17 protein-coding genes and 3 tRNA genes are annotated in these 19,937 nt (G+C 65.9%); 14 read left to right on the forward strand and 6 right to left on the reverse strand.

The genetic code is table 11. The annotated features are described in order from the left end of the window. Positions 1-5 precede the first annotated feature (5 nt). The 4 genes from HV798_RS30440 to HV798_RS30455 form a co-directional block, all read right to left on the reverse strand. Positions 6-1,676 (reverse strand): FMN-binding glutamate synthase family protein, encoded by a 1,671-nt coding sequence (locus tag HV798_RS30440; RefSeq protein WP_175194747.1) that lies wholly within the window; start codon positions 1,674-1,676, stop codon positions 6-8. Positions 1,677-1,767: 91 nt separating this feature from the next. Further along, complete coding sequence (locus HV798_RS30445) at positions 1,768-2,991, reverse strand: YeeE/YedE family protein (RefSeq protein ID WP_175194745.1); 1,224 nt, start codon at positions 2,989-2,991, stop codon at positions 1,768-1,770. 161 nt (positions 2,992-3,152) lie between these two features. Further along, positions 3,153-4,097 (reverse strand): AEC family transporter, encoded by a 945-nt coding sequence (locus tag HV798_RS30450; protein WP_175194743.1) that lies wholly within the window; start codon positions 4,095-4,097, stop codon positions 3,153-3,155. A gap of 31 nt (positions 4,098-4,128) precedes the next feature. Next, entirely contained in the window at positions 4,129-5,037 is a 909-nt protein-coding gene (locus tag HV798_RS30455; protein WP_175194741.1) for a DMT family transporter, read from the reverse strand. 114 nt (positions 5,038-5,151) lie between these two features. On the opposite strand from HV798_RS30455, the gene HV798_RS30460 reads away from it, so the two are divergent. Further along, the gene (locus HV798_RS30460) at positions 5,152-5,592 is read left to right on the forward strand and encodes a GNAT family N-acetyltransferase (protein ID WP_175194739.1); all 441 of its coding nucleotides are present in this window, start codon (positions 5,152-5,154) and stop codon (positions 5,590-5,592) included. A gap of 143 nt (positions 5,593-5,735) precedes the next feature. Here the strand turns inward: HV798_RS30460 and HV798_RS30465 are convergent. Further along, positions 5,736-5,820, reverse strand: a tRNA-Leu gene (locus HV798_RS30465). 187 nt (positions 5,821-6,007) lie between these two features. On the opposite strand from HV798_RS30465, the gene HV798_RS30470 reads away from it, so the two are divergent. Continuing rightward, on the forward strand, positions 6,008-6,619 hold the full coding sequence (locus HV798_RS30470; protein ID WP_175194737.1) for a tRNA-uridine aminocarboxypropyltransferase: 612 nt from the start codon (positions 6,008-6,010) through the stop codon (positions 6,617-6,619). A 190-nt stretch (positions 6,620-6,809) separates the two neighbouring features. Here HV798_RS30470 and HV798_RS30475 read toward each other — a convergent pair. Then, positions 6,810-6,894, reverse strand: a tRNA-Leu gene (locus tag HV798_RS30475). Positions 6,895-7,117: 223 nt separating this feature from the next. Here HV798_RS30475 and rnr point away from each other — a divergent pair. From rnr to HV798_RS30535, 12 genes are all read left to right on the forward strand, one after another. Next, positions 7,118-9,583, forward strand: coding sequence for a ribonuclease R (rnr, locus tag HV798_RS30480; RefSeq protein WP_175194735.1), 2,466 nt, complete (start codon positions 7,118-7,120; stop codon positions 9,581-9,583). A gap of 159 nt (positions 9,584-9,742) precedes the next feature. Next, entirely contained in the window at positions 9,743-10,480 is a 738-nt protein-coding gene (gene rlmB / locus HV798_RS30485) for a 23S rRNA (guanosine(2251)-2'-O)-methyltransferase RlmB (RefSeq protein WP_175194733.1), read from the forward strand. A gap of 63 nt (positions 10,481-10,543) precedes the next feature. Then, positions 10,544-11,788, forward strand: a complete 1,245-nt coding sequence (locus tag HV798_RS30490) for a cystathionine gamma-synthase family protein (protein WP_175194731.1) — start codon at positions 10,544-10,546, stop codon at positions 11,786-11,788. A 52-nt stretch (positions 11,789-11,840) separates the two neighbouring features. Next, entirely contained in the window at positions 11,841-12,521 is a 681-nt protein-coding gene (locus tag HV798_RS30495) for a Fe2+-dependent dioxygenase (RefSeq protein WP_025141208.1), read from the forward strand. 355 nt (positions 12,522-12,876) lie between these two features. After that, positions 12,877-13,149, forward strand: coding sequence for an HU family DNA-binding protein (locus HV798_RS30500; RefSeq protein ID WP_003812968.1), 273 nt, complete (start codon positions 12,877-12,879; stop codon positions 13,147-13,149). Positions 13,150-13,287: 138 nt separating this feature from the next. Further along, positions 13,288-13,363, forward strand: a tRNA-Val gene (locus HV798_RS30505). A gap of 424 nt (positions 13,364-13,787) precedes the next feature. Further along, complete coding sequence (locus tag HV798_RS30510; RefSeq protein WP_175194729.1) at positions 13,788-14,582, forward strand: energy transducer TonB; 795 nt, start codon at positions 13,788-13,790, stop codon at positions 14,580-14,582. Position 14,583: 1 nt separating this feature from the next. Next, positions 14,584-15,549, forward strand: coding sequence for a MotA/TolQ/ExbB proton channel family protein (locus tag HV798_RS30515; RefSeq protein ID WP_175194727.1), 966 nt, complete (start codon positions 14,584-14,586; stop codon positions 15,547-15,549). Next, entirely contained in the window at positions 15,549-16,028 is a 480-nt protein-coding gene (locus HV798_RS30520) for an ExbD/TolR family protein (RefSeq protein ID WP_175194725.1), read from the forward strand. The genes HV798_RS30515 and HV798_RS30520 overlap by 1 nt, the downstream gene beginning before the upstream one ends. Before the next feature lie 65 nt (positions 16,029-16,093). Further along, positions 16,094-16,765, forward strand: a complete 672-nt coding sequence (locus HV798_RS30525) for a response regulator transcription factor (RefSeq protein WP_006218435.1) — start codon at positions 16,094-16,096, stop codon at positions 16,763-16,765. A gap of 86 nt (positions 16,766-16,851) precedes the next feature. Then, a complete protein-coding gene (locus HV798_RS30530; protein ID WP_175194722.1) occupies positions 16,852-17,967 on the forward strand; it encodes a sensor histidine kinase in 1,116 nt (371 codons plus the stop codon). After that, entirely contained in the window at positions 17,964-19,892 is a 1,929-nt protein-coding gene (locus HV798_RS30535) for a potassium transporter Kup (RefSeq protein WP_175194720.1), read from the forward strand. Before HV798_RS30530 ends, HV798_RS30535 begins: the two co-directional genes overlap by 4 nt. Positions 19,893-19,937 lie beyond the last annotated feature (45 nt).

Below are 19,937 nucleotides of genomic sequence, written 5' to 3' on the forward strand. Positions count from 1 at the left end.
GCCCGTCAGGCCGGTGCGCCCTGGGGCGGATGCGCCAAGGCGTATTCCTGGGCCAGCGCGGTGCTGAGGTCGTGCGTGGGCTGGAACGAGCTGGCCTGCGCCATGGCCCAGCCTGCGCGAAACACCTGGTGGCGGAATTCGCCGCGCAGCAATTCGCCGGGCGTCAGTTCGGGGAACAGCGCCGACAACAGGCGGATCTCGCTGGACGAGATGCGGCGGGCGATATGGTGCGGCCGCAGCTGGCCAGGGTGCGTCAGTCCGGCGGCGGCCAGCAATTCGGCCAGGGCGTGCAGCGTGTTCTTGTGGAAGTTGGCCACGCGCTGGGCCTTGTCCGGCACCACCAGCGCGCGCTGGCGCAGCGGGTCCTGGGTGGTCACGCCGGTCGGGCATTTGCCGGTGTGGCAGGCCTGGGCCTGGATGCAGCCGATGGCGAACATGAAGCCGCGCGCGGCGTTGCACCAGTCGGCGCCCATGGCCATGACGCGGGCCATGTCGAAAGCGGTGATGATCTTGCCCGAGGCGCCCAGCTTGATGCGGTCGCGCAGGTTCACGCCGATCAGGGTGTTGTGCACCAGGCGCAGGGCTTCGCGCAGCGGCGTGCCCACATGGTCGACGAATTCCACCGGCGCGGCGCCCGTGCCGCCTTCGGCGCCGTCGACCACGATGAAGTCGGGCGTGATGCCGGTTTCAAGCATGGCCTTGACGATGGCGAACCATTCCCAGGGATGGCCCACGCAGAACTTGAAGCCCACCGGCTTGCCGCCGGACAGTTCCCGCAGGCGGGCCACGAACTTCATCAGGCCGATGGGGGTATCGAAGGCCGAATGGCTGGCGGGCGAATTGCAATCCTGCCAGGCGACCACGCCGCGCGCTTCGGCGATTTCGGGCGTGACCTTGCCGGCCGGAAGAATGCCGCCATGGCCCGGCTTGGCGCCTTGCGACAGCTTGATCTCGATCATCTTCACCTGCGGCGTACAGGCGTTCTTGATGAAGGCTTCTTCGGAGAACGCGCCGTGCTCGTCGCGGCAGCCGAAGTAGCCCGAGCCGATGTTCCAGACCAGGCTGCCGCCCGGCTGGCGGTGGTAGCGGCTGATGCCGCCTTCGCCCGTGTCGTGCGCGAAGTTGCCTTGGCGCGCGCCTTCGTTCAGGGCCAGCACGGCATTGGCCGACAGGGCCCCAAAGCTCATGGCCGACACGTTGAAGGCCGACATCGAATAGGGCTGGGTACAGTCCGGCCCGCCGACGGTCACGCGGAAATCGGTGTCGCCGATGTGGGTGGGCGACATGGAATGGTTGATCCATTCGTAGCGGTCGCCGTAGACGTCTTCCTGGGTGCCGAAGGGGCGCTTGTCGATCTCGCGCTTGGCGCGCTGGTACACGATCGAGCGCTGTGCGCGCGAGAACGGCGAGGCCTGGGTGTCGTCTTCCAGGAAGTACTGGCGGATCTCGGGGCGGATGAATTCGAACAGAAAGCGCAGGTTGCCCAGCACGGGGTAATTGCGGCGGATGGCGTGGCGCGGCTGGATCAGGTCATACACGCCCAGGGCGCCCAGCATGGCCAGCGGGATGGCGGCCCACAGCCACCAGAGCGAGCCGGTGGCGGCCAGCACGGCGGTCACGACGGCGCCCGCCAGGGTCAAGATAAAGGCCGTGAAGCGGCCGGCAATCCATTGCATGTCCATCTCCGTGTTGCGGAATGCAGCAACCTTACACCACGGCGGACGTAAAAATGCCCCCTGGCAGGGGGCATTGCTGGAACAGTGTTTTTCAGCAGCTGGACGCCGCGGGCGTCTTTTCGACCGCCAGGCCGAACAGGGGGCGCAGGCGCACGCCCAGGGCGCTGCCGGCGAACGCGGCCGGCAGCCACAGCCAGGCGTGCAGGCTGCCCGACAGGATGCCGCTGAAATAGGCGCCGATGTTGCAGCCGAAGGCCAGGCGCGCGCCGTAGCCCAGCAGCAGGCCGCCGATGACCGCGCCGGCCAGCGAGCGGGCGGGCACCTTCCAGACCGGCGCGAACTTGCCGGCGGCGCTGGCCGCGGCCAGGGCGCCCAGCATCAGGCCGATGTCCATGACCGTGGTGACGTCCTGGCGCAGCGGCGCGCCCAGCGCGGCCTGCTTGCTCCAGTAAGCCCAGGTGGCCACGTCGCCGCCCATGGCATCCAGCGCCTTGGCGCCCCACAACGCGAACGCCGACGTGATGCCCCAGGGGCGGCCGGCCAGCGCCAGGGTGGCGAAGTTCAGCACGACCAGCGCCACGCCGCCCCAGATCAGCGGCCACGGGCCTTGCAGCAGGGACGCGGGCCGGGCCGTGCGCGAGGCGAACGACACCACGTGGCCGTGGCGGCGCTTTTCCAGCACGGTGGCGATCCAGGCGATCAGGGCGAACACCGCCAGGTTGGCGATGAGGGCGGGCGCCAGGCCCCAGGTCTTGATGAGCGAGGTGGGCGCCAGCGCGGGCAGGGTCGACCACCAGCCGAAATTGGCGGTGGCGATGACCGAGCCGATGATGAAGAACAGCAGCGTGACCAGCATGCGGGTGTTGCCGCCGCCCACCGCGAAGAGCGTGCCCGAGGCGCAGCCGCCGCCCAGCTGCATGCCGATGCCGAACAGGAAGGCGCCCAGCAGCACCGAGACGCCTGGGGGCGATACCAGGCCATTGACGGGCTGGCCGAACAGCGAACCCTGCGCCAGGAAGGGGAAGAACAGCAGCACGCCCACGGCCAGCATGAACATCTGTGCGCGCAGCCCGGCGCCGCGGCGGTCCGACACGAACACGCGCCAGGCCTGGGTGAAGCCGAACGACGCATGGTAGAGCGCCACGCCCAGCAGCGCGCCGACGATCCACAACGCGCCCTGGCGCCAGCTGACCGTCTGGTTCAGGTACAGGGCGCCGGCCAGCACCAGCAGCAGCGCGATCCAGAGCGGCTTGCGGTTGATCTGGATGGGCGGCAGTGCCGAGGGCAGGGGAAGGGCGGAGGCGTTGGTGCTCATGGTCGAGTCCCGGGAAATCGGTCAGTCAATGCAAACGGGCGCGTCGCCGCACCCGTCATCGTGGGTAAAGTCTAAAGGCCGGAAAACATTTCTCAAAGCATCTATTTGTGCTTCTTTAATAGCTAAAAGTTATATAGCGCGCGGTGTCGGCCAGATGCCCGTCACGAGATGGGATGGGCGCTGATCCAGGCGACCAGCACGCTGACGGTCAAGACGGACAGCACCGTGGACACCAGGATCGCGCGCGAGGTGACGCGGGCATCGCGGCCGTACATCTTGGCCAGCATGAACGGGCCGGTGCCGATCGGCAGGGCGCTCATCAGCACGGCAGTCCAGGCCCACAGCGGCGGCATGGAGAACACCTGGAACGCCAGCAGCGCGGTCACGGCGGGCTGCAACAGCAGCTTGCTGGCGACCAGCCGCAAGACACCCGGGCCGGGGCTGGCCGTTTCGGTCTGGGCCAGGAACAGGCCGATAGTTACCAGCGCGCAGGGGCTGGCGGATGCGCCCAGCAACGATACGTAGCGGTCCACGCCCTCGGGCAGCGGCACGCCGGTGCCGGCCCAGGCCAGCCCCAGTACCGGGGCGGCCAGCAAGGGGTTGCGCATCAGCGCACGGCTGACTTTCAGCAGCGTGGCGGCCAGGCTGGGCGCCTGCTGGCGATCGAACTCGATCAGGGCGATGGCGAAGCCGAACAACACGCTGGCCGTAAGCAGGGTGGTGAACGCCGCGGGCGCCAGGCTTTCGGCGCCGAACAGCGCCAGGCACAACGGAATGCCCATGTAGCCGGCATTAGCGTAAGAGGCTGCCAGGCCTTCGATGCTGCGGTCGGTCAGTTCGCGCGGCCCGCGTTTGCGGGAAATGAATGACACCAGGAAGGTCACCGCGATGCCGCCGGCGAATGCGCCCACGAAACCCCAGTGCGCCATGTGCGCCAGGTCTACCTGCGTCATGGCGCGAAACAGCAGCGCCGGCAACGACAGATACACCACGTAGCGGTTCAGGGCGTCGGTGGCGCCTTCGCCCAGCACGCGCCACCGCGCTGCCAGCCATCCGGTCAGGATCAGCGCAAAGACCGGCAGGGCGGCGGTGATGACGGCATTCATGGCGGCAGGGGGCTTGGGCGCGAAAAGGCGCTCATTCTACCGGGCGGGTGGCTGGCGCCGGCCGTGCCGACCGCGTCACCAGCAGGATGCCCAGCGCGGCCAGTGCCATGCCGGGCCAGGCCAGCGGCGGAATCGGCTCTTGCAGAACCAGCAGGGCAATGACGGCCGTGGTGGGCGGCACCAGGAAGAACAGGGCGGACACGCGGGAGGCCTCGCCGTGGCGGATCATCGCCAGCAGCAAGGTGATCGCGACCAGCGAATTGCCGACCACCAGATAGGCCAGCGATCCGAGCAGCGGCGTAGTCCACTCGATATGCATGGGTTCCAGCCACCACGCCAACGGCGCGCTGACCAGAAGACCCACCGCGTACTGGATCGTGTTGGAGGTGACCGGATGGGTCTGCACGCCGAAGCGTTTTTCATACAGCGTGCCGCTGGTGATGCACAGCAGGGCAGCCACGGCGAAGGCCAGGCCCAGCGGCGACGCCAGGTCGACCGAGGCCTTGGACACGATGACCAGCGCGGCGCCGCACACACCCAGCCCCAGGCCGGCCCAGCGGCGGGCGTCGACGCGTTCATGCGCGATGGCGGGCGCCAGGAGGCCGATCAGGATGGGCTGCAGCGAGGTGATCAGCGCCACGCCGCCGGCCGACATGCCGTGCTTGAGCGCCAGATAGGTAAAGCAGAAGTAGCCCGCCTGCAGCAGCAGGCCGACCATGGCCAGGTGGCCCCAGGCGCCGGCGCCGCGCGGCAGCGGCGGACGCAAGGCCAGCAGCAGCGGCGTCAGCAGCACCACCACGCAGGCATAGCGCAACGCCAGGAAGGTCATCGGGTCGGCATAGGCCAGGCCCACCTTGAGCACCACGAAACCGCTGGACCACAGCAGCAGGAAAAGCGCGGGAGCGAATTTCAACCAGGCGGGCGTGGCGGCTTGCGGCATGGGAATGGGCGAGGGTAGGCCAGCCGCGATCGTACGCCTGTTTCACCCGCGCGCCATCCCTGCGAAAATGAGGGCGACGGATTCATCGATAGTGGCAACGCGAAGGAAAACAACATGGCAAGCGAAAAACCGGCGGTACGCATCTCTCTGGGAACCTGGGACCGCCTGCGCGACGACGCCTCGTCGGTGCGCTATGAAGTGTTCGTGATCGAACAGAACGTGCCGCCCGAAGTCGAGATGGACGATGACGACGCGGTCTCGGTGCACGCCGTCGCCTACGCCGCCGACGGCACGCCGCTGGGCACTGGACGCCTGCTGCCCGACGGCCATATCGGCCGCATGGCCGTGCACAAGCGGGCACGCGGCCTGGGCGTGGGCGGCCTGCTGCTCGATGCCCTGATCGGGCAGGGCCATGGCGATGGCCACCGCATGCTGGTGCTGCACGCGCAGACCCACGCCAAGGGCTTCTACGAAGCGCACGGTTTCAGCGTGGAAGGCGAGGAATTCATCGAAGCCGGCATCGCGCACGTCGTGATGACGCGGGTGCTGGCTTAAGGCAGGGACTCGGCCCGCTGTGCGGCGGGCCGGTGGCTTCGCTTTGGCGGCGGAGCCGTCAGCGGAAAAGAAAAAACCCCGGTCGCATTCGCGAACGGGGTTTTTCTTGGCGCATCACGACAGGTACCTCGTGATGTAATAATTGGTGCCCAGGAGAGGACTCGAACCTCCACACCTTGCGGCACATGGACCTGAACCATGCGCGTCTACCAATTCCGCCACCTGGGCGCTGTTGCTTCACATTTCGCGGCGCTTGTCGTTTGCTTTTCAGCTAGCGGCTTGCGTTTCGTTTCGTGTTCAGCAGCAGAGGAACGAGATTATGCATACTTTTTTTAAAGTGTGCAAGTCATGCAGCTTTTTTTTCACTTTTTTTTGGTTTTTTTTGAAGGCGCCGCTTTCGCTATAGTGTCGCCCCATGTCACGTACCGTCTGCCTGCGCTGCAAGCGCCCTGAATCCCATTGCCTGTGCGCCTTGATTCCCGCCTTGGCGCCGCGCACGCGCGTGCTGGTGCTGCAGCATCCCAGCGAAGCGCGCCATGCCTTGAATACCGCCCGGCTGGCGGTGCTGGGTCTGGCGGGTGCGCGGCGGTTGGTGGGTGAGTATTTCCGGCCCGAGCAGTGGGCCGAGCCGGGCTGGGCATCGCATGTGCTGTTTCCGGGCGAGAGCGCAGAAGTGCTGAAGCCCGGTTGTGCCGCGGCCAGTGGCGCCCCGGTGCAGTTGATCGTACCGGACGGCACCTGGACGCACGCTCGCAAGCTGCTGCACATCAATCCCGAATTGGCCGCGCTGCCGCGGGTGATGTTGCCTGAAGGATTGACGACGCGTTATCGGGTCCGGCATGCCGACATCGCCGGCGCCTTGTCCACCATCGAAGCGGTGACCCATGCGCTCAATGCGCTCGAGGCGCCGCATAACTTCGACGCCTTGCTGCGGCCGTTCGAAGCGCTGATCGATGGGCAGATCGAAGGCATGGGCGCTGATCTGTATGCGCGCCATCACCTGAATAGAAAGGTGCCCTGGCGTTGAGTGGGGGGGGGGCACGAGTCGGGTGTCACATGCGCGCGCCGCATCGGGAACCACATGCGCTCGCCGCATCGGATGCCACATACGCGCGCCGCAAAGCAAAAGGCCCGGTAATCTTTCGATTACCGGGCCTTTCAACTTTTTAATCAACGCCGCTTGCATCGTGATGCCAGCCGCCTTGATCGGAATTCCGTGGTGCCCAGGAGAGGACTCGAACCTCCACACCTTGCGGCACATGGACCTGAACCATGCGCGTCTACCAATTCCGCCACCTGGGCACTGAGAGATTTCGGTAAAGACTTTGTGATACGCTGCCGCTCAGTTGCATGGGTTTTGTTGTTTGCATTGCTGCTCACATTACCTATGCTGCCGGTGCAGTCAGAATCACAAAACAGTATGTAGTTAAAAAATCAATCTACAATCCGTCTCGACCACTTCTGCTTCAGTGTTCAGCCTTGGGCGAACCACAGAAGCTGCGCATTATATACGGAAAATTTAGCTTTGGCAAAACGATCGAATAACGAATCGAACAACAACAGATCCACTCCGTTGCCGGAAGCGCCGCCTGACTTCGACCCCGATGTCCCGTCCCGTGAAGCCATCCTGAAAGCGCTGCGATCCGCGGGGGCGCCGTTGTCTCCCGTGGAGCTGGCCGAACGCATGGGCGTCGAGCGTCCCGCGACGCTGGTGGGTTTCGAGCGGCGCCTGGGCGCCATGGAACGCGACGGCCAGTTGATGCCCAACCGCAAGGGCGTCCTGCTGCTGGCGACCAAACTGGATTTCGTCGCCGGCAAGGTGCTGGGTCACCGCGACGGTTTCGGTTTCCTGTTGCGCGACGACGGCGGGCCGGACCTGTTCCTGTCGCCGCGCGAAATGCTCAAGGTGCTGCATGGCGACCGCGTGCTGGTCAAGCCGTCGGGCGAATACCGCGGCAAGCCGGAAGGCACCATCGTCGAAGTCATCGAACGCCGCACCAACAAATTGGTGGGGCGCTTCCTGCATGAGCACGGCCTGTCCATCGTGGTGCCTGAAGACCAGCGCATCAAGCACGACATCCTGATCCCGCCCAGCGACACCAACGGCGCCCAGCATGGGCAGGTGGTGGCGGTCGAGATCATGGCGCAGCCCACCCGCCACACGCAGCCGCTGGGCCGCGTGGCCGAGGTGCTGGGCGAAATCGACGATCCCGGCATGGAAATCGAGATCGCCGTGCGCAAGTTCGACGTGCCCGTGGAATTCTCGGAAGCCGCGCGCAAGCAGGCTGCCCGGCTGCCCGACGTGGTCCGCAAGAGCGACCTGAAAGACCGGGTCGACCTGCGCGACGTGCCGCTCATCACGATCGACGGCGAAGACGCGCGCGACTTCGACGACGCGGTCTACTGTGAAGCCGTCGAACTGGGCACCGGCCAGCGCAAGCGCCCGGGCTGGCGCCTGCTGGTGGCCATTGCCGACGTCAGCAACTATGTGCGTCCCGGCGACGCGCTGGACGACGATGCGATCGAGCGCGGCACCAGCGTGTACTTCCCGCGGCGCGTCATTCCGATGCTGCCCGAATCGCTGTCCAACGGCCTGTGTTCGCTGAACCCGGACGTCGACCGCCTGGTGCTGGTGTGCGACATGGTGATCCCGGCGACCGGCGCCAAGGCCGGCACCGTCACGGCATACCAGTTCTATAACGCGGTCATGCACTCGCACGCCCGCACCACCTATACCAATATCTGGGCGGCCCTGCAGCAGCCCGGCGGCCCGGCCGCCCATGCCATGCGCGCCGTCATGCCGCAGGTGCAGAGCCTGTACGAGCTCTACCACCTGCTGTCGCAGAGCCGCAAGAAGCGCGGCGCCATCGACTTCGATACGGTCGAGACCAAGATCGTCTGCAACGAGCTGGGCCGCATCGAACAGATCGTGCCGTCGGTGCGCAACGATGCCCACAAGCTGATCGAAGAATGCATGCTGGCCGCCAACACCTGCGCGGCCGACTTCATGACGCGCAGCAAGCATCCCGGGCTGTATCGCATCCACGAAGGCCCGACGCCCGAGCGCCTGCAATCGCTGCGCGAATTCCTGCGCACCATGGGCCTGTCGCTGGGCGGGGGCGAGACGCCCACGGCCAAGGACTACGGCGACTTCCTCGATTCGGTGCGCGGCCGTCCCGACTACCAGCTGCTGCAGACCATGTGCCTGCGCTCGATGCAGCAGGCCATCTACAGCCCGGACAATCTGGGCCACTTCGGCCTGGCCTATCCCGGCTACAGCCACTTCACCTCGCCGATCCGCCGCTATCCCGACCTGCTCACGCACCGCGTGATCAAGGCCCTGCTGGCCGGGCAGCGCTACGTGCCCAGCCTGGATGACCAGCCGGTCGTCATCGGCCGCACCCAGCGCGAACACGAGCACGCCATCTGGGAAAAGATGGGTCTGGTGCTGTCGGCCAGCGAACGCCGCGCCGACGAAGCCTCGCGCGATGTCGAGGCCTGGCTCAAGTGCTGGTTCGTCAAAGAGCGCGTGGGCGAAGACTTCAGCGGTACCGTCACCGGCGTGGCCAGCTTCGGCATCTTCGTCACGCTGGATACGCTGCACGTGGAAGGCCTGGTGCACGTCTCGGAGCTGGGCGGCGAATACTTCCAGTTCAACGACGCGCTGCACGAGCTGCGCGGCGAACGTACGGGCATGCGCTATCGCCTGACCGACAAGGTCCAGGTGCAGGTGTCGCGCGTGGACCTGGAAGCGCGCCGCATCGAGTTCCGCCTGGTGCAAGGCACCAGCTTCGACGCCTTGCGCAAGGCGGCTGCCCGCGGCCCTGACGAAGGTCCGCGCCGCGTGAAGAAGGCGGCGGCGCCCAAACCGGCCGCGCTGAAAGGGCAAACCGCCAAGGAACGGCGCGCCGAGGCCAAGAAGGCCGGCAAGCCGGCCAAGGCTCCGCAACGCGCCGCACCGGCCAAGAAGGCCGTGCGCAAGCGGCACTGACCCGACTGCGTCCGGCCTGGCGGCATGGCCGCGGGCCGGACGTGGGCTGGACGTGGGCCAACCGCCCCATAAGGGGTAACATTGCGCCCATGGCCGGCTCCGTCCGGTGGCCCGCTCCGCTCTGGAGCGGGTATTCGTTTATCTAAAGGTATTGCATTTATGGCGTCGACCCAAGTTCTTGCCGGGTTTCACGCGGTGGTCGCGCGGCTGCGCCACGCGCCCGAGTCGATCAAGGATATTTACGTAGAAGCGTCGCGCCGCGACAAGCGCATGCAGACGTTCATCGAGCAGGTCGAAAAGGCTGGCTGCCGCCTGCACCCCGTGCCCATGGAGCGTCTGGACGGCCTGGCCCGCGGCACCCGTCACCAGGGCGTGGTGGCGCTGGCCGACGAACGCCAGTTGGCCGTCGACGTCGATGAAGTGCTCGACGTCATCGAAGGTCCGCCGCTGCTGCTCATTCTGGATGGCGTGACCGACCCGCACAATCTGGGCGCCTGCCTGCGCACGGCGGACGCCGCTGGCGTGCACGCCGTGATCGCCCCGCGCGACCGCGCGGTGGGGCTGAACGCCACCGTGCAGCGCGTGGCCTGCGGCGCGGCCGATACCGTGCCCTACCTGATGGTCACCAACCTGGCGCGCACCATGCGCAGCCTGAAAGACCGCGGCGTGTGGCTGGTGGGCACCGACGACCAGGCCACCGACAGCATGCACAAGATCGACGCGCGCCAGCCCATGGCCTGGGTGATGGGCGCCGAAGGCGAGGGCATGCGCCGCCTGACCCGCGAAACCTGCGACCAGCTGGTCAACATTCCCATGCTGGGCTCGGTCGAAAGCCTGAACGTCAGCGTGGCCAGCGCCGTGTGCTTGTACGAGACCGTGCGCCAGCGCCAGGACTGATCCCGCGCTGCTTTCTCTAGTACTTCCTTTTTTCGTCGCCCATTCTTTTCCGCGTAGCCCATCATGCACCAGAACGGCTTTACCACCACGATCCTCCATTCCGACCGCCAGCAATCCGTCGAGCACGGAGCGGTGCACAAGCCGATGCATCCGTCGTCCGAGTTCGCCTACGACGACGCGCGCGAGCTGGCCGCGGTGTTCCAGGGCAAGGCGGGGTTCACCTACGCACGCCAGGGCACGCCCACCACCACGGCGCTCGAAGCCAAGATCAACCACATGGAAGGCGGCAAGGGCACGGTCAGCTTCTCCACGGGCATGGCCGCGCTGGCCGCGATCTTCACCACGCTGCTGCGTAGCGGCGATCACCTGGTGTCCAGCCAGTACGTGTTCGGCAACACCAACAGCCTGTTCGGCACGCTGCTGGAACTGGGTGTCGAGATCACCTTCGTGGACGCGACCGATTCCGCGCAGGTGCGCGCGGCCATTCGGCCCAACACGCGCATGGTGTTCACCGAGACCATCGCCAACCCTGGCACGCAGGTTGCCGACCTGGCCGTCATCGGCGAGATCTGCCGCGAGAAGGGGCTTGTCTACGTGGTCGACAACACGCTGACGTCGCCGTGGATGTTCCGGCCGTCGACCGTGGGCGCCTCGCTGGTGATGAATTCGCTGTCCAAGTACATCGGTGGCCACGGCAATGCGCTGGGCGGCGCGGTGACCGACACGGGCCTGTACGACTGGTCGAACTACGCCAATATCTACGACACCTATCGCAAGGGCGCGCCCACCAGCTGGGGCCTGACCCAGATCAAGAAGAAGGGGCTGCGCGACATGGGCGGCACGCTGGCGGCCGAACCCGCGCACCGTATTGCGGTGGGCGCCGAGACGCTGGCGCTGCGCATGGCCAAGCATTGCGCCAATGCGCTGGCGCTGGCGCGCTTCCTGGAAGAGCACCGCGGCGTGGCCAAGGTGCACTACCCGGGCCTGGCCAGCCATCCGCAGCATGCGCGCGCGGCCGCGCTGTTCGGCTCGCGCTTTGGCGGCCTGCTGGGCGTGGAACTTGCTGACGGCGTCGATTGCTTCGATTTCCTGAATCGCCTGCGCATCGTGCTGATGGCCACCCACCTGGGCGACACGCGCAGCCTGGCGCTGCCCGCCGCGCACACCATCTACTACGAGATGGGCGCCGAACGCCGCAAGCAGATGGGCATCGCCGACAGCCTGATCCGCGTGTCGGTGGGCATCGAAGACGAAGCCGATCTGCTGTTTGATTTCGATCAGGCGCTCAACGGCTGCCTGCAGGGATAATTCACGGGGGCGTCGGCGCGGCAGCGCGCCGGCCGCAATAGGGCAGGAATCCATGCTGATACAGATTGCCGAAGTCTTTTCTCCCATCGAGGCGGCCGATATCCGCCGCCGCCTGGAAGCCGCCGACTGGATCGACGGCAAGGTCACGGCGGGCTACCAGTCCGCCGAGGTCAAGCGCAACCGCCAATTGCCCGAACAGCATCCGCTGGCGCAGGAACTGGGCAACCTGATCCTGCAACGCCTGGCGATCAACAACCTGTTCATGTCGGCAGCGTTGCCGCGCAAGATCTTCCCGCCGCTGTTCAACCGCTATGAAGGCGGCGAGGCCTTCGGCTACCACGTCGACAACGCCGTGCGCGGTGTCACCGGCACCGCCGAACGCGTGCGCACCGACCTGTCCGCCACGCTGTTTTTCTCGGACCCCGATTCCTACGATGGCGGCGAACTGGTCATCGACGACACCTACGGCCCGCGCGCGGTGAAGCTGCCGGCGGGGCACATGGTGCTGTATCCGGGCACCAGCCTGCACAAGGTCAACCCCGTGACGCGCGGCGCGCGCGTGAGTTCGTTCTTCTGGATGCAGAGCCTGGTGCGCGAAGACAGCCAGCGCGCCTTGCTGCTCGATATGGACGTGGCCATACAGCGCTTGAACCAGGATACGCCGGGCCACCCGTCGATCGTTCAGCTGACCGGCATCTATCACAATTTGCTGCGCCGCTGGGTCGACGTCTGACGCTGTTCCAGAACGCGTTGCGGGGGTGTCGCGCAAACCCCGAAATGCGCGTTTTTGTTTATTGCGAAAAGACCTAAAAGCTAGTATTGGTGCGGGTTGTGGTGAGGTTTTCGCTTGACAGCCGCTCTACGCCAAGGCCTAATACACGTCTGCGTCGCTGACGGTTTGAGGGCTCGAAAGCCCTTGAAACCTAAGCGGCGCAGCAGTTTAAAAGTTGTGCTTTGCAGCGCAAGAAAAAGTTTATCCACTAGTCTGTTCGTCGTTTGTCGGGTCTTCGCGTCAAGTCGTGGCCTTCCCATGACAGCCATGAACTGCACTCCCGGCAGACTCCATACCTTGTGAGGGGTACACCTGAATGAACAAAACCGAACTCATCGATCACATCGCCAGCAAGGCCGATATCTCCAAGGCTGCCGCCGGTCGTTCGCTCGACGCCCTGATCGGTGCCGTCAAGACCACCCTGAAGAAGGGCGGCACGGTCACCCTGGTGGGCTTTGGCACGTTTGCCGTGTCGGCTCGCGCTGCTCGTACCGGCCGTAACCCGCGCACGGGCGAGACCATCAAGATCAAGAAGGCCAAGGTGCCGAAGTTCCGTCCGGGCAAGGCCCTGAAGGACGCCGTCAACTAAGACGGCATGGCGAATCTCCGCGGCCGCGTCGCCCGGTGATTTGCCGACAGGTACGCGGTCCGGTATACTCCGGCCCGCGTATTGCTTTTGAGTACCCCGGCAGGCGTTTTTCGCAAAGTCGAAATTCGCAACCAAGACGGGTGCTTAGCTCAGTTGGTAGAGCGGCGCCCTTACAAGGCGTAGGTCACAGGTTCGACCCCTGTAGCACCCACCAGAAGCATTCAGCGGTCTTTGCACCGCTCAGGCTGAAAGAATGGCCCGATCCGAAACCCGCACACCTCGCCGTGGCGGGTTTTTTGTTTTGCGCGCGATATGTGGTGGGCAACGCGTGTGGTGGGCAACGCGTGTGGTGGGCAACGCGTGTGGTGGGCAACGCGTGTGGCGGGCAACGCGTGTGGCAGGCAACGCGTGTGGCAGGCAACGCGTGCGGTCGCGGCGCATAGACCCCCATGCCAGTGGGTGAACCGATCCTATTTTGAGCTGCATCAAGAGGTGTTACTCTGTTCCAGCTGAAATATGGCGTGCGAATCATTCGCATTTAAGATATGATGTTCGGCTTGTACCGGTCAGCCGGCGGCGCCTTCGGGCGCGCGTCTTTTTCTGGCTGGCCAGATAAGTTAATGCACCCTGGCTGATTCATGCCTAGCTTTCAACGTGGTTTGAACTCTACTCCGACGTCTTCATTTGGTATTCGCGCAGGCGCCGGCCTGGCGGTCGTTGCGCTACACGCCGCAGTGGTCTACGCCGTTTACATGGCACCCGCAAGCCGTCCTGAATTGGAGGAACCCGAGGCCATCATGGTGAGTGTGGTCGACGCGCCCATTCCCCAGATCGCCAAAGCCGAGCCCACACCGGAACCGCCGCAGCCGGTCGTTGAAACGCCGCCGCCGCAGCCCGAGGTCGAACCCGAGCCCGAGCCGGAACCCGAGCTCAAGCCCGAGCCTGAACCCGAACCCGAGCCGGTGGTCGAGAAGCCGCCAATGCCGGCGCCCAAGCCCAAACCCAAGCCGAAACCCAAGCCCCAGCCCAAGCAGGAAGCCAAGGCCGAGCCCAAGACGGAAACGCCGCCGGTGCAGACGCCGCCGGCAGGTGCGCCGGAAGGTACGCAGGCGCCGCAGGGCCCGCAGCAGGGCCCGCCGCCTGACCAGCCCGTGCTGGTGTCCAGCATCGAGTTCCAGGGCGCGCGGCCCATGCCCAACTACCCGATGGCGTCGCGCCGCATGCGGGAAGAGGGCCGGGTGATGGTGCTGGTGGAAATCAATACCCAGGGCCTCGTCGAGCGGGCGACCATCGACGTGTCTTCGGGCTTCCCGAGGCTTGACGAATCGGCGCTGGCCGCCGCCCGCAAGGGCCGTTTCAAACCGTATACCCGCAATGGCGTGGCCTACCCCGCCAAAGCAAAAATTCCGTTCGATTTCGTAATGAGGAACTGAGATGTCCAACGCAATGCACAGCGCCACCCTGGTGGCGCAGGCGACCACCAGCCCGGCAGCAGCGCCGGCTGCCGCCGCCGCCGCGCCCGCTGCCCAGCAGGCTGCCGCCACGGCTGGCGGCGTCGCCCAGCAGGCTGCCGGCACCGTCCAGCAAGCCACGGATGCGCTGCACACCGCAGCCGCCGCGATGCCCGCGGCGCCCGCGCCCGCGGCCGTCCCCGACATGGGCTTTCTGCACTTCGTCGCCCAGAGCGACTTCGTGGGCAAGAGCCTGTTCATCATCCTGATCCTGATGTCGCTCGTGACCTGGTACCTGATCCTGGTCAAGGTCGCCAGCAACGTCAGCATGCGCAAGCGCTCGGCCGACTTCCTGAACAAGTTCTGGAACGCCAGCTCGCTCGAGCAGGTCGAAAACGAAATCGTGACGCACGGCGCGCGTGACCCGTTCTCGCATCTGGCCAGCCATGCCATGCACGCGCAGGCACACCACAGCAAGTTCGGCGCCACCAAGCTGGAAGAGGCCGGTTCGAACACCGATTTCGTCACCCGCACGATGCGCAAGGTGATCGACGAAGAAACCGCCAAGCTGGAAAACGGCCTGACGGTGCTGGCTTCGGTGGGCTCGACGGCGCCGTTCGTCGGCCTGTTCGGCACGGTGTGGGGCGTGTACCACGCGCTGGTCGGCATCGGCCTGTCCGATGGCGTCACCATCAACCGCATCGCCGGTCCGGTGGGCGAGGCCCTGATCATGACCGGCCTGGGTCTGGCGGTTGCCATTCCGGCTGTGCTGGCCTACAACACCTTCGTGCGCAACAACCGCGTGTTCCTGTCGCGCCTGGATGCCTTTGCGCACGATCTGTTCGCCTTCCTGACGACCGGCCAGCAAGTGGCGCTGTCCGACGGCAAGGTGCGTGCCCTGCGCCGCCAGCACGGTAACGGCGCCGCGGCTCAACGCGGGAGCGAATAATGGCTTTTGGCAGCTTCGAGGGCAAAGGGTCGGGAAGCCACACGGTTTCCGAGATCAACATGGTGCCCCTGATCGACGTCATGCTGGTGCTGCTGGTGATCTTCATCATCACGGCGCCGTTGCTGGCGCACTCGATCAAGATCAACATGCCCCAGGTGGCTGCCGAGCAGATCGAAGAAGAACCCAAGACCGTGGACCTGGCCATCGATGCCAGCGGCGCGCTGTTCTGGGACGAGAAGCCGGTCAATATCGACGACCTGCCGAACCGCTTCAAGTCGATCGCCGGCACCAAGCCGCAACCCGAAATCCGCATCCGCGCCGACCAGAACACCCGCTACGAGACCCTGGCCAAGGTCATGGCCTCGGCCCGCCGTTCGGGCATGACGCGCATCGGTTTCGTCACCACGCCGCCCTCGGGCGGAGCCCCCTCGGCCGACGCGCCGGCGGGTGCCCCGGCCCCGGCGCCGGCCGGCAAGTGAACGTTTCCTGGGAAAAGGGGCGCATTTCGCGCCCCTTTTTTTTGGGATCGCGCTAGAATCGCGGCATGCGAGTTCTGGTAATCGAAGACGACACCACCCTGGGCCATGCGCTCCAGGAATTTCTGGCCGACCAGGGTTATGCGGTCGACTGGCTGACAGAGGGCGACCGGGTTCTGGGCGCGCTGGCAGGCCAGCCGTATGACCTGATGCTGCTCGACCTCAATCTGCCCGGCATGAGCGGCCTGGATGTCCTGCGCCAGTTGCGCCAGGACGGCAACCAGGTTCCGGTCCTGATCCTGACGGCCCGCGACGGTATCGAAGACCGCGTCGCCGGCCTGGATGCCGGCGCCGACGACTACGTCACCAAGCCTTTCGAGCTGCCCGAGCTGGCTGCCCGTGTGCGCGCCTTCGGCCGCCGCAGGGCAGGGCAGGCGCAGCCCCTGATCGAAGTCGGTCCGCTGGTGTTCGACACCGTCGGCCGCGAAGTCCGGGCCAACGGCCAGCGCCTGTCGCTGTCGGTGCGCGAATTGTCCGTCCTGGAAATGCTGATGGCCCGCGTAGGCCGCGTGGTCACCAAGCGCCAGATCGTGAATTCGCTGTCCGCCTGGGATGCCGATTTCAGCGAAAACGCCGTCGAAGTCTATGTCTACCGTCTGCGCAAGCGCCTGGAAGGCACGGGCGCCAGCATCCAGACGGTGCGCGGTTTCGGCTACATGCTGGATGTGGAAACGGCCTGACGGCCTGCCTGGCTGCCCCGTGCCGGCAGGCGTAGCCGGCCTGCGGCGGCTGGACGCCTCAGCCGCCTAAGCGAGGGCAACGCGTCATGACGCACGAACGCACTCCCCCCTCTCCCCCGGCCTCGCGCCCCTTGCTCCCCTCCCGTTCGCTTGCGCGGCATCTGGTCATCCGGCTGATGCCGCCGATCCTGCTGCTGGTGCTGCTGGACCTGGCCGCGACCTGGGTCATCACCCACAAGATCGACATGTCGATCTGGATGCTGGAAGACTTCTTCTGGCTGATGGTGGTGGGGCAGGTGGCGCTGATCGGGCTGTTCACCTGGGTGGTGGTGCAGGGCGTGCGCTCGGGCCTGCGCTCGGTCAATCACCTGTCCGAGGAAATCCGGCAGCGCTCCATCGACGATATGCAGCCGCTGGAAGTGGCCGGCGTGCCGGTCGAGATCGAGCCCCTCGTTACCCATACCAACGACCTGCTGCTGCGGCTGGATGCGTCGCTGGCGGCGCAGCGCCGCTTCATCGGCCATGCCGCCCACCAGTTGCGCACGCCGCTGTCGGGCCTGCGGCTGGAATCCGAACTGATGCTGGCGCGGCCCTTGCCTGATGACGTGCGCGCCCGCGCCGAACGCATCAAGGCGGTCAGCGACCGCATGATCCGCCTGGGCCAGCAGTTGCTGGTACTGGCGCGCGCCGACCCCAATGCCCGGCCGCAGGACAGCTTTGTGCGCATCGACCTGTGCGAATGGGTGCGGGCGCACGGCGCCGAGTGGTTTCCGCGGGTGCGCGAGGCCCGCTATGAACTGGACCTGGTGGCGCCCGATGCCCCGATCTGGATCGACGCCGACCCGCTGCTGCTGGCCGAGCTGCTCGGCAACCTGATCGACAACGCGCTGCGTTACGGCAACGCGACCGGCAAGATCACCCTGATCGTGGGCGCCAACCCGCCGTCGTTGACGGTCGAGGACGACGGCCCCGGTATTCCGCCCGAAGAGCGCGACCGCGTGTTCGAGGCGTTCTACCGTTCGCCCACGGTCACGGCCGGCGGGTCGGGCCTGGGGCTGGCCATCGTGCGCGAGATCGCGCATGCGCACGGCGCCTGGTGGAAGCTCACCAGCCGCCCGGATTTTTCCGGAACCCGGCTTTCCGTCGTGTTCCCCGGCCCCCGCAAAGGGGCTCAACTCACTCGGCAAGAACCCACATCATGAGCCAAGGTACGGCTAGCGTTCCTACCTCGCCCACCGGCCACCCGGCTGCCGGCCATGCGCCGTCTTCGCGCGCGGCGCTCATTCTGGGGGCGCTGGGGGTGGTGTATGGCGACATCGGCACCAGCCCGCTGTATACGCTGCGGGCTTGCCTGACCGGGCTGAGCGTGCACACCGACCTGGAGCCGGCCCATTTGCTGGGCGTGCTGTCCATCCTGTTCTGGATGCTGATGGTGGTGGTGTCGCTCAAGTACGTGACGCTGATCCTGCGTGCGGACAACCGCGGCGAAGGGGGCACGCTGGCGCTGCTGGAACTGGCGGTGCGCAACCGCGATGGCAAGTTGCGCTGGGTGCTGATCGTGCTGGGCATCTTTGGCGCCGCGCTGTTCTATGGCGACAGCATGATCACGCCGGCGATTTCCGTGCTGTCGGCGCTGGAGGGGATCAGCATCGTGTCGCACACGCTGGATGCGTGGGTGGTGCCGCTGGCGCTGGTGGTGCTGGTGGCGCTGTTCGCAATCCAGTCGCATGGCACGGGGGCGATGGGCAAGCTGTTCGGGCCGGTGATGCTGCTGTGGTTCGGCACGCTGGCGGCCCTGGGCGGCTGGCAGATCTGGCAGACGCCGGAGGTGCTGGCGGCGCTGAACCCGATGTGGGGGCTGCGCTTCATTGTCGAGTTTCCGTGGATCAGCTTCGTGCTGCTGGGCGCGGTGGTGCTGGCGCTGACCGGCGCCGAGGCGCTGTATGCGGACATGGGCCACTTCGGCCGTCCGGCGATCCGCAGCGCCTGGTTCAGCATGGTACTGCCGGCGCTGACGCTGTGTTATTTCGGCCAGGGGGCGCTGTTGCTTCGCGACCCGAGCGCCATCCGCAATCCGTTCTTCATGATGGCGCCTGAATGGGGCCTGGCGCCCTTGGTGGCGCTGGCGACGGTGGCGACGATCGTGGCGTCGCAGGCGGTGATTTCGGGCGCGTATTCGGTGACGCGCCAGGCGGTGCAACTGGGCTTCTGGCCGCGCATGCAGATTCTGCATACGTCGGCGATCGAGAAGGGCCAGATCTACCTGCCGCAGGTCAATGCGCTGCTGCTGTGTGCGGTGCTGGTGCTGGTGCTGCTGTTCCGCAATTCGGACAATCTGGCAGCGGCCTACGGCTTTGCGGTGACGGGCACGATGCTGACGACGTCGGTGCTGGCGTTCGCGGTGCTGCCGCGCGGCACGACGGGGGCCAAGCGGATGCTGTGGTTCGTGGTGCTGGGCTTGCTGCTGCTCTTTGACGTGCTGCTGTTCTCGGCCAATGTGTTCAAGATCCACGAAGGCGGCTGGCTGCCGCTGGTGGTGGCGATCGTGGTGTTCACGCTGATGATGACGTGGCGGCGTGGGCGCCGGCTGCTGTCGGAGATGCAGCAGCGCGACCGCCAGCCGCTCAAGGAATTCATGGAGCAGCTCGAGGAATATCCGCCGTCGCGGGTGCCGGGCACGGCGATTTTCATGACGATGAATTCGGGGAATGTGCCGCCGGCCTTGCTGCACAATCTGAAGCACAACAAGGTGCTGCACGACCATGTGCTGTTCCTGACGATTCTGGTGGCGGACGTGCCGTACATTTCGCCGGAAGAGCGCTTTACGGTGCACAAGCTGAGCGCGTCCAGCTGGGCGGCGACGATCAATTACGGGTTCAAGGAAGATCCGGATGTGCCGGAGGCGCTGCGCCTGGTGGCGGAGGCTTATCCGGAGCTGGATCTGGAGCCGATGCGGACGTCTTATTTCCTGTCGCGGCAGACGGTGGTGGCGGCGAAGAAGCCTGCGCTTTGGCGGTGGCGGCGGGCGGTGTTTTCGTTCATGGCTCGGAACTCTACGCGTAGTACCAAGTTTTTCAAGATTCCTGCGAATCGGGTGGTTGAGATGGGGATGCAGGTTGAACTTTAAGGTTCTTTTTTAGCGTTGTGGGTTCTTGAGACGCCCGGCGCGTTG

Origin of the sequence: Achromobacter deleyi (genome assembly GCF_902859705.1) — a bacterium.
GTDB lineage: Bacteria > Pseudomonadota > Gammaproteobacteria > Burkholderiales > Burkholderiaceae_B > Achromobacter > Achromobacter deleyi.

What these genes read in the sequence shown, in the direction of transcription:
- HV798_RS30490 (WP_175194731.1), top strand. Translation starts at nt 10,544, where the DNA reads ATGCACCAGAACGGCTTTACCACCACGATCCTCCATTCCGACCGCCAG.
- HV798_RS30535 (WP_175194720.1), top strand. Translation starts at nt 17,964, where the DNA reads ATGAGCCAAGGTACGGCTAGCGTTCCTACCTCGCCCACCGGCCACCCG.
- HV798_RS30460 (WP_175194739.1), top strand. Translation starts at nt 5,152, where the DNA reads ATGGCAAGCGAAAAACCGGCGGTACGCATCTCTCTGGGAACCTGGGAC.
- HV798_RS30510 (WP_175194729.1), top strand. Translation starts at nt 13,788, where the DNA reads ATGCCTAGCTTTCAACGTGGTTTGAACTCTACTCCGACGTCTTCATTT.
- HV798_RS30520 (WP_175194725.1), top strand. Translation starts at nt 15,549, where the DNA reads ATGGCTTTTGGCAGCTTCGAGGGCAAAGGGTCGGGAAGCCACACGGTT.
- rlmB (WP_175194733.1), top strand. Translation starts at nt 9,743, where the DNA reads ATGGCGTCGACCCAAGTTCTTGCCGGGTTTCACGCGGTGGTCGCGCGG.
- HV798_RS30500 (WP_003812968.1), top strand. Translation starts at nt 12,877, where the DNA reads ATGAACAAAACCGAACTCATCGATCACATCGCCAGCAAGGCCGATATC.
- HV798_RS30455 (WP_175194741.1), bottom strand. Translation starts at nt 5,037, where the DNA reads ATGCCGCAAGCCGCCACGCCCGCCTGGTTGAAATTCGCTCCCGCGCTT.
- HV798_RS30445 (WP_175194745.1), bottom strand. Translation starts at nt 2,991, where the DNA reads ATGAGCACCAACGCCTCCGCCCTTCCCCTGCCCTCGGCACTGCCGCCC.
- HV798_RS30470 (WP_175194737.1), top strand. Translation starts at nt 6,008, where the DNA reads ATGTCACGTACCGTCTGCCTGCGCTGCAAGCGCCCTGAATCCCATTGC.
- HV798_RS30450 (WP_175194743.1), bottom strand. Translation starts at nt 4,097, where the DNA reads ATGAATGCCGTCATCACCGCCGCCCTGCCGGTCTTTGCGCTGATCCTG.
- HV798_RS30495 (WP_025141208.1), top strand. Translation starts at nt 11,841, where the DNA reads ATGCTGATACAGATTGCCGAAGTCTTTTCTCCCATCGAGGCGGCCGAT.
- HV798_RS30525 (WP_006218435.1), top strand. Translation starts at nt 16,094, where the DNA reads ATGCGAGTTCTGGTAATCGAAGACGACACCACCCTGGGCCATGCGCTC.
- HV798_RS30515 (WP_175194727.1), top strand. Translation starts at nt 14,584, where the DNA reads ATGTCCAACGCAATGCACAGCGCCACCCTGGTGGCGCAGGCGACCACC.
- HV798_RS30440 (WP_175194747.1), bottom strand. Translation starts at nt 1,676, where the DNA reads ATGCAATGGATTGCCGGCCGCTTCACGGCCTTTATCTTGACCCTGGCG.
- HV798_RS30530 (WP_175194722.1), top strand. Translation starts at nt 16,852, where the DNA reads ATGACGCACGAACGCACTCCCCCCTCTCCCCCGGCCTCGCGCCCCTTG.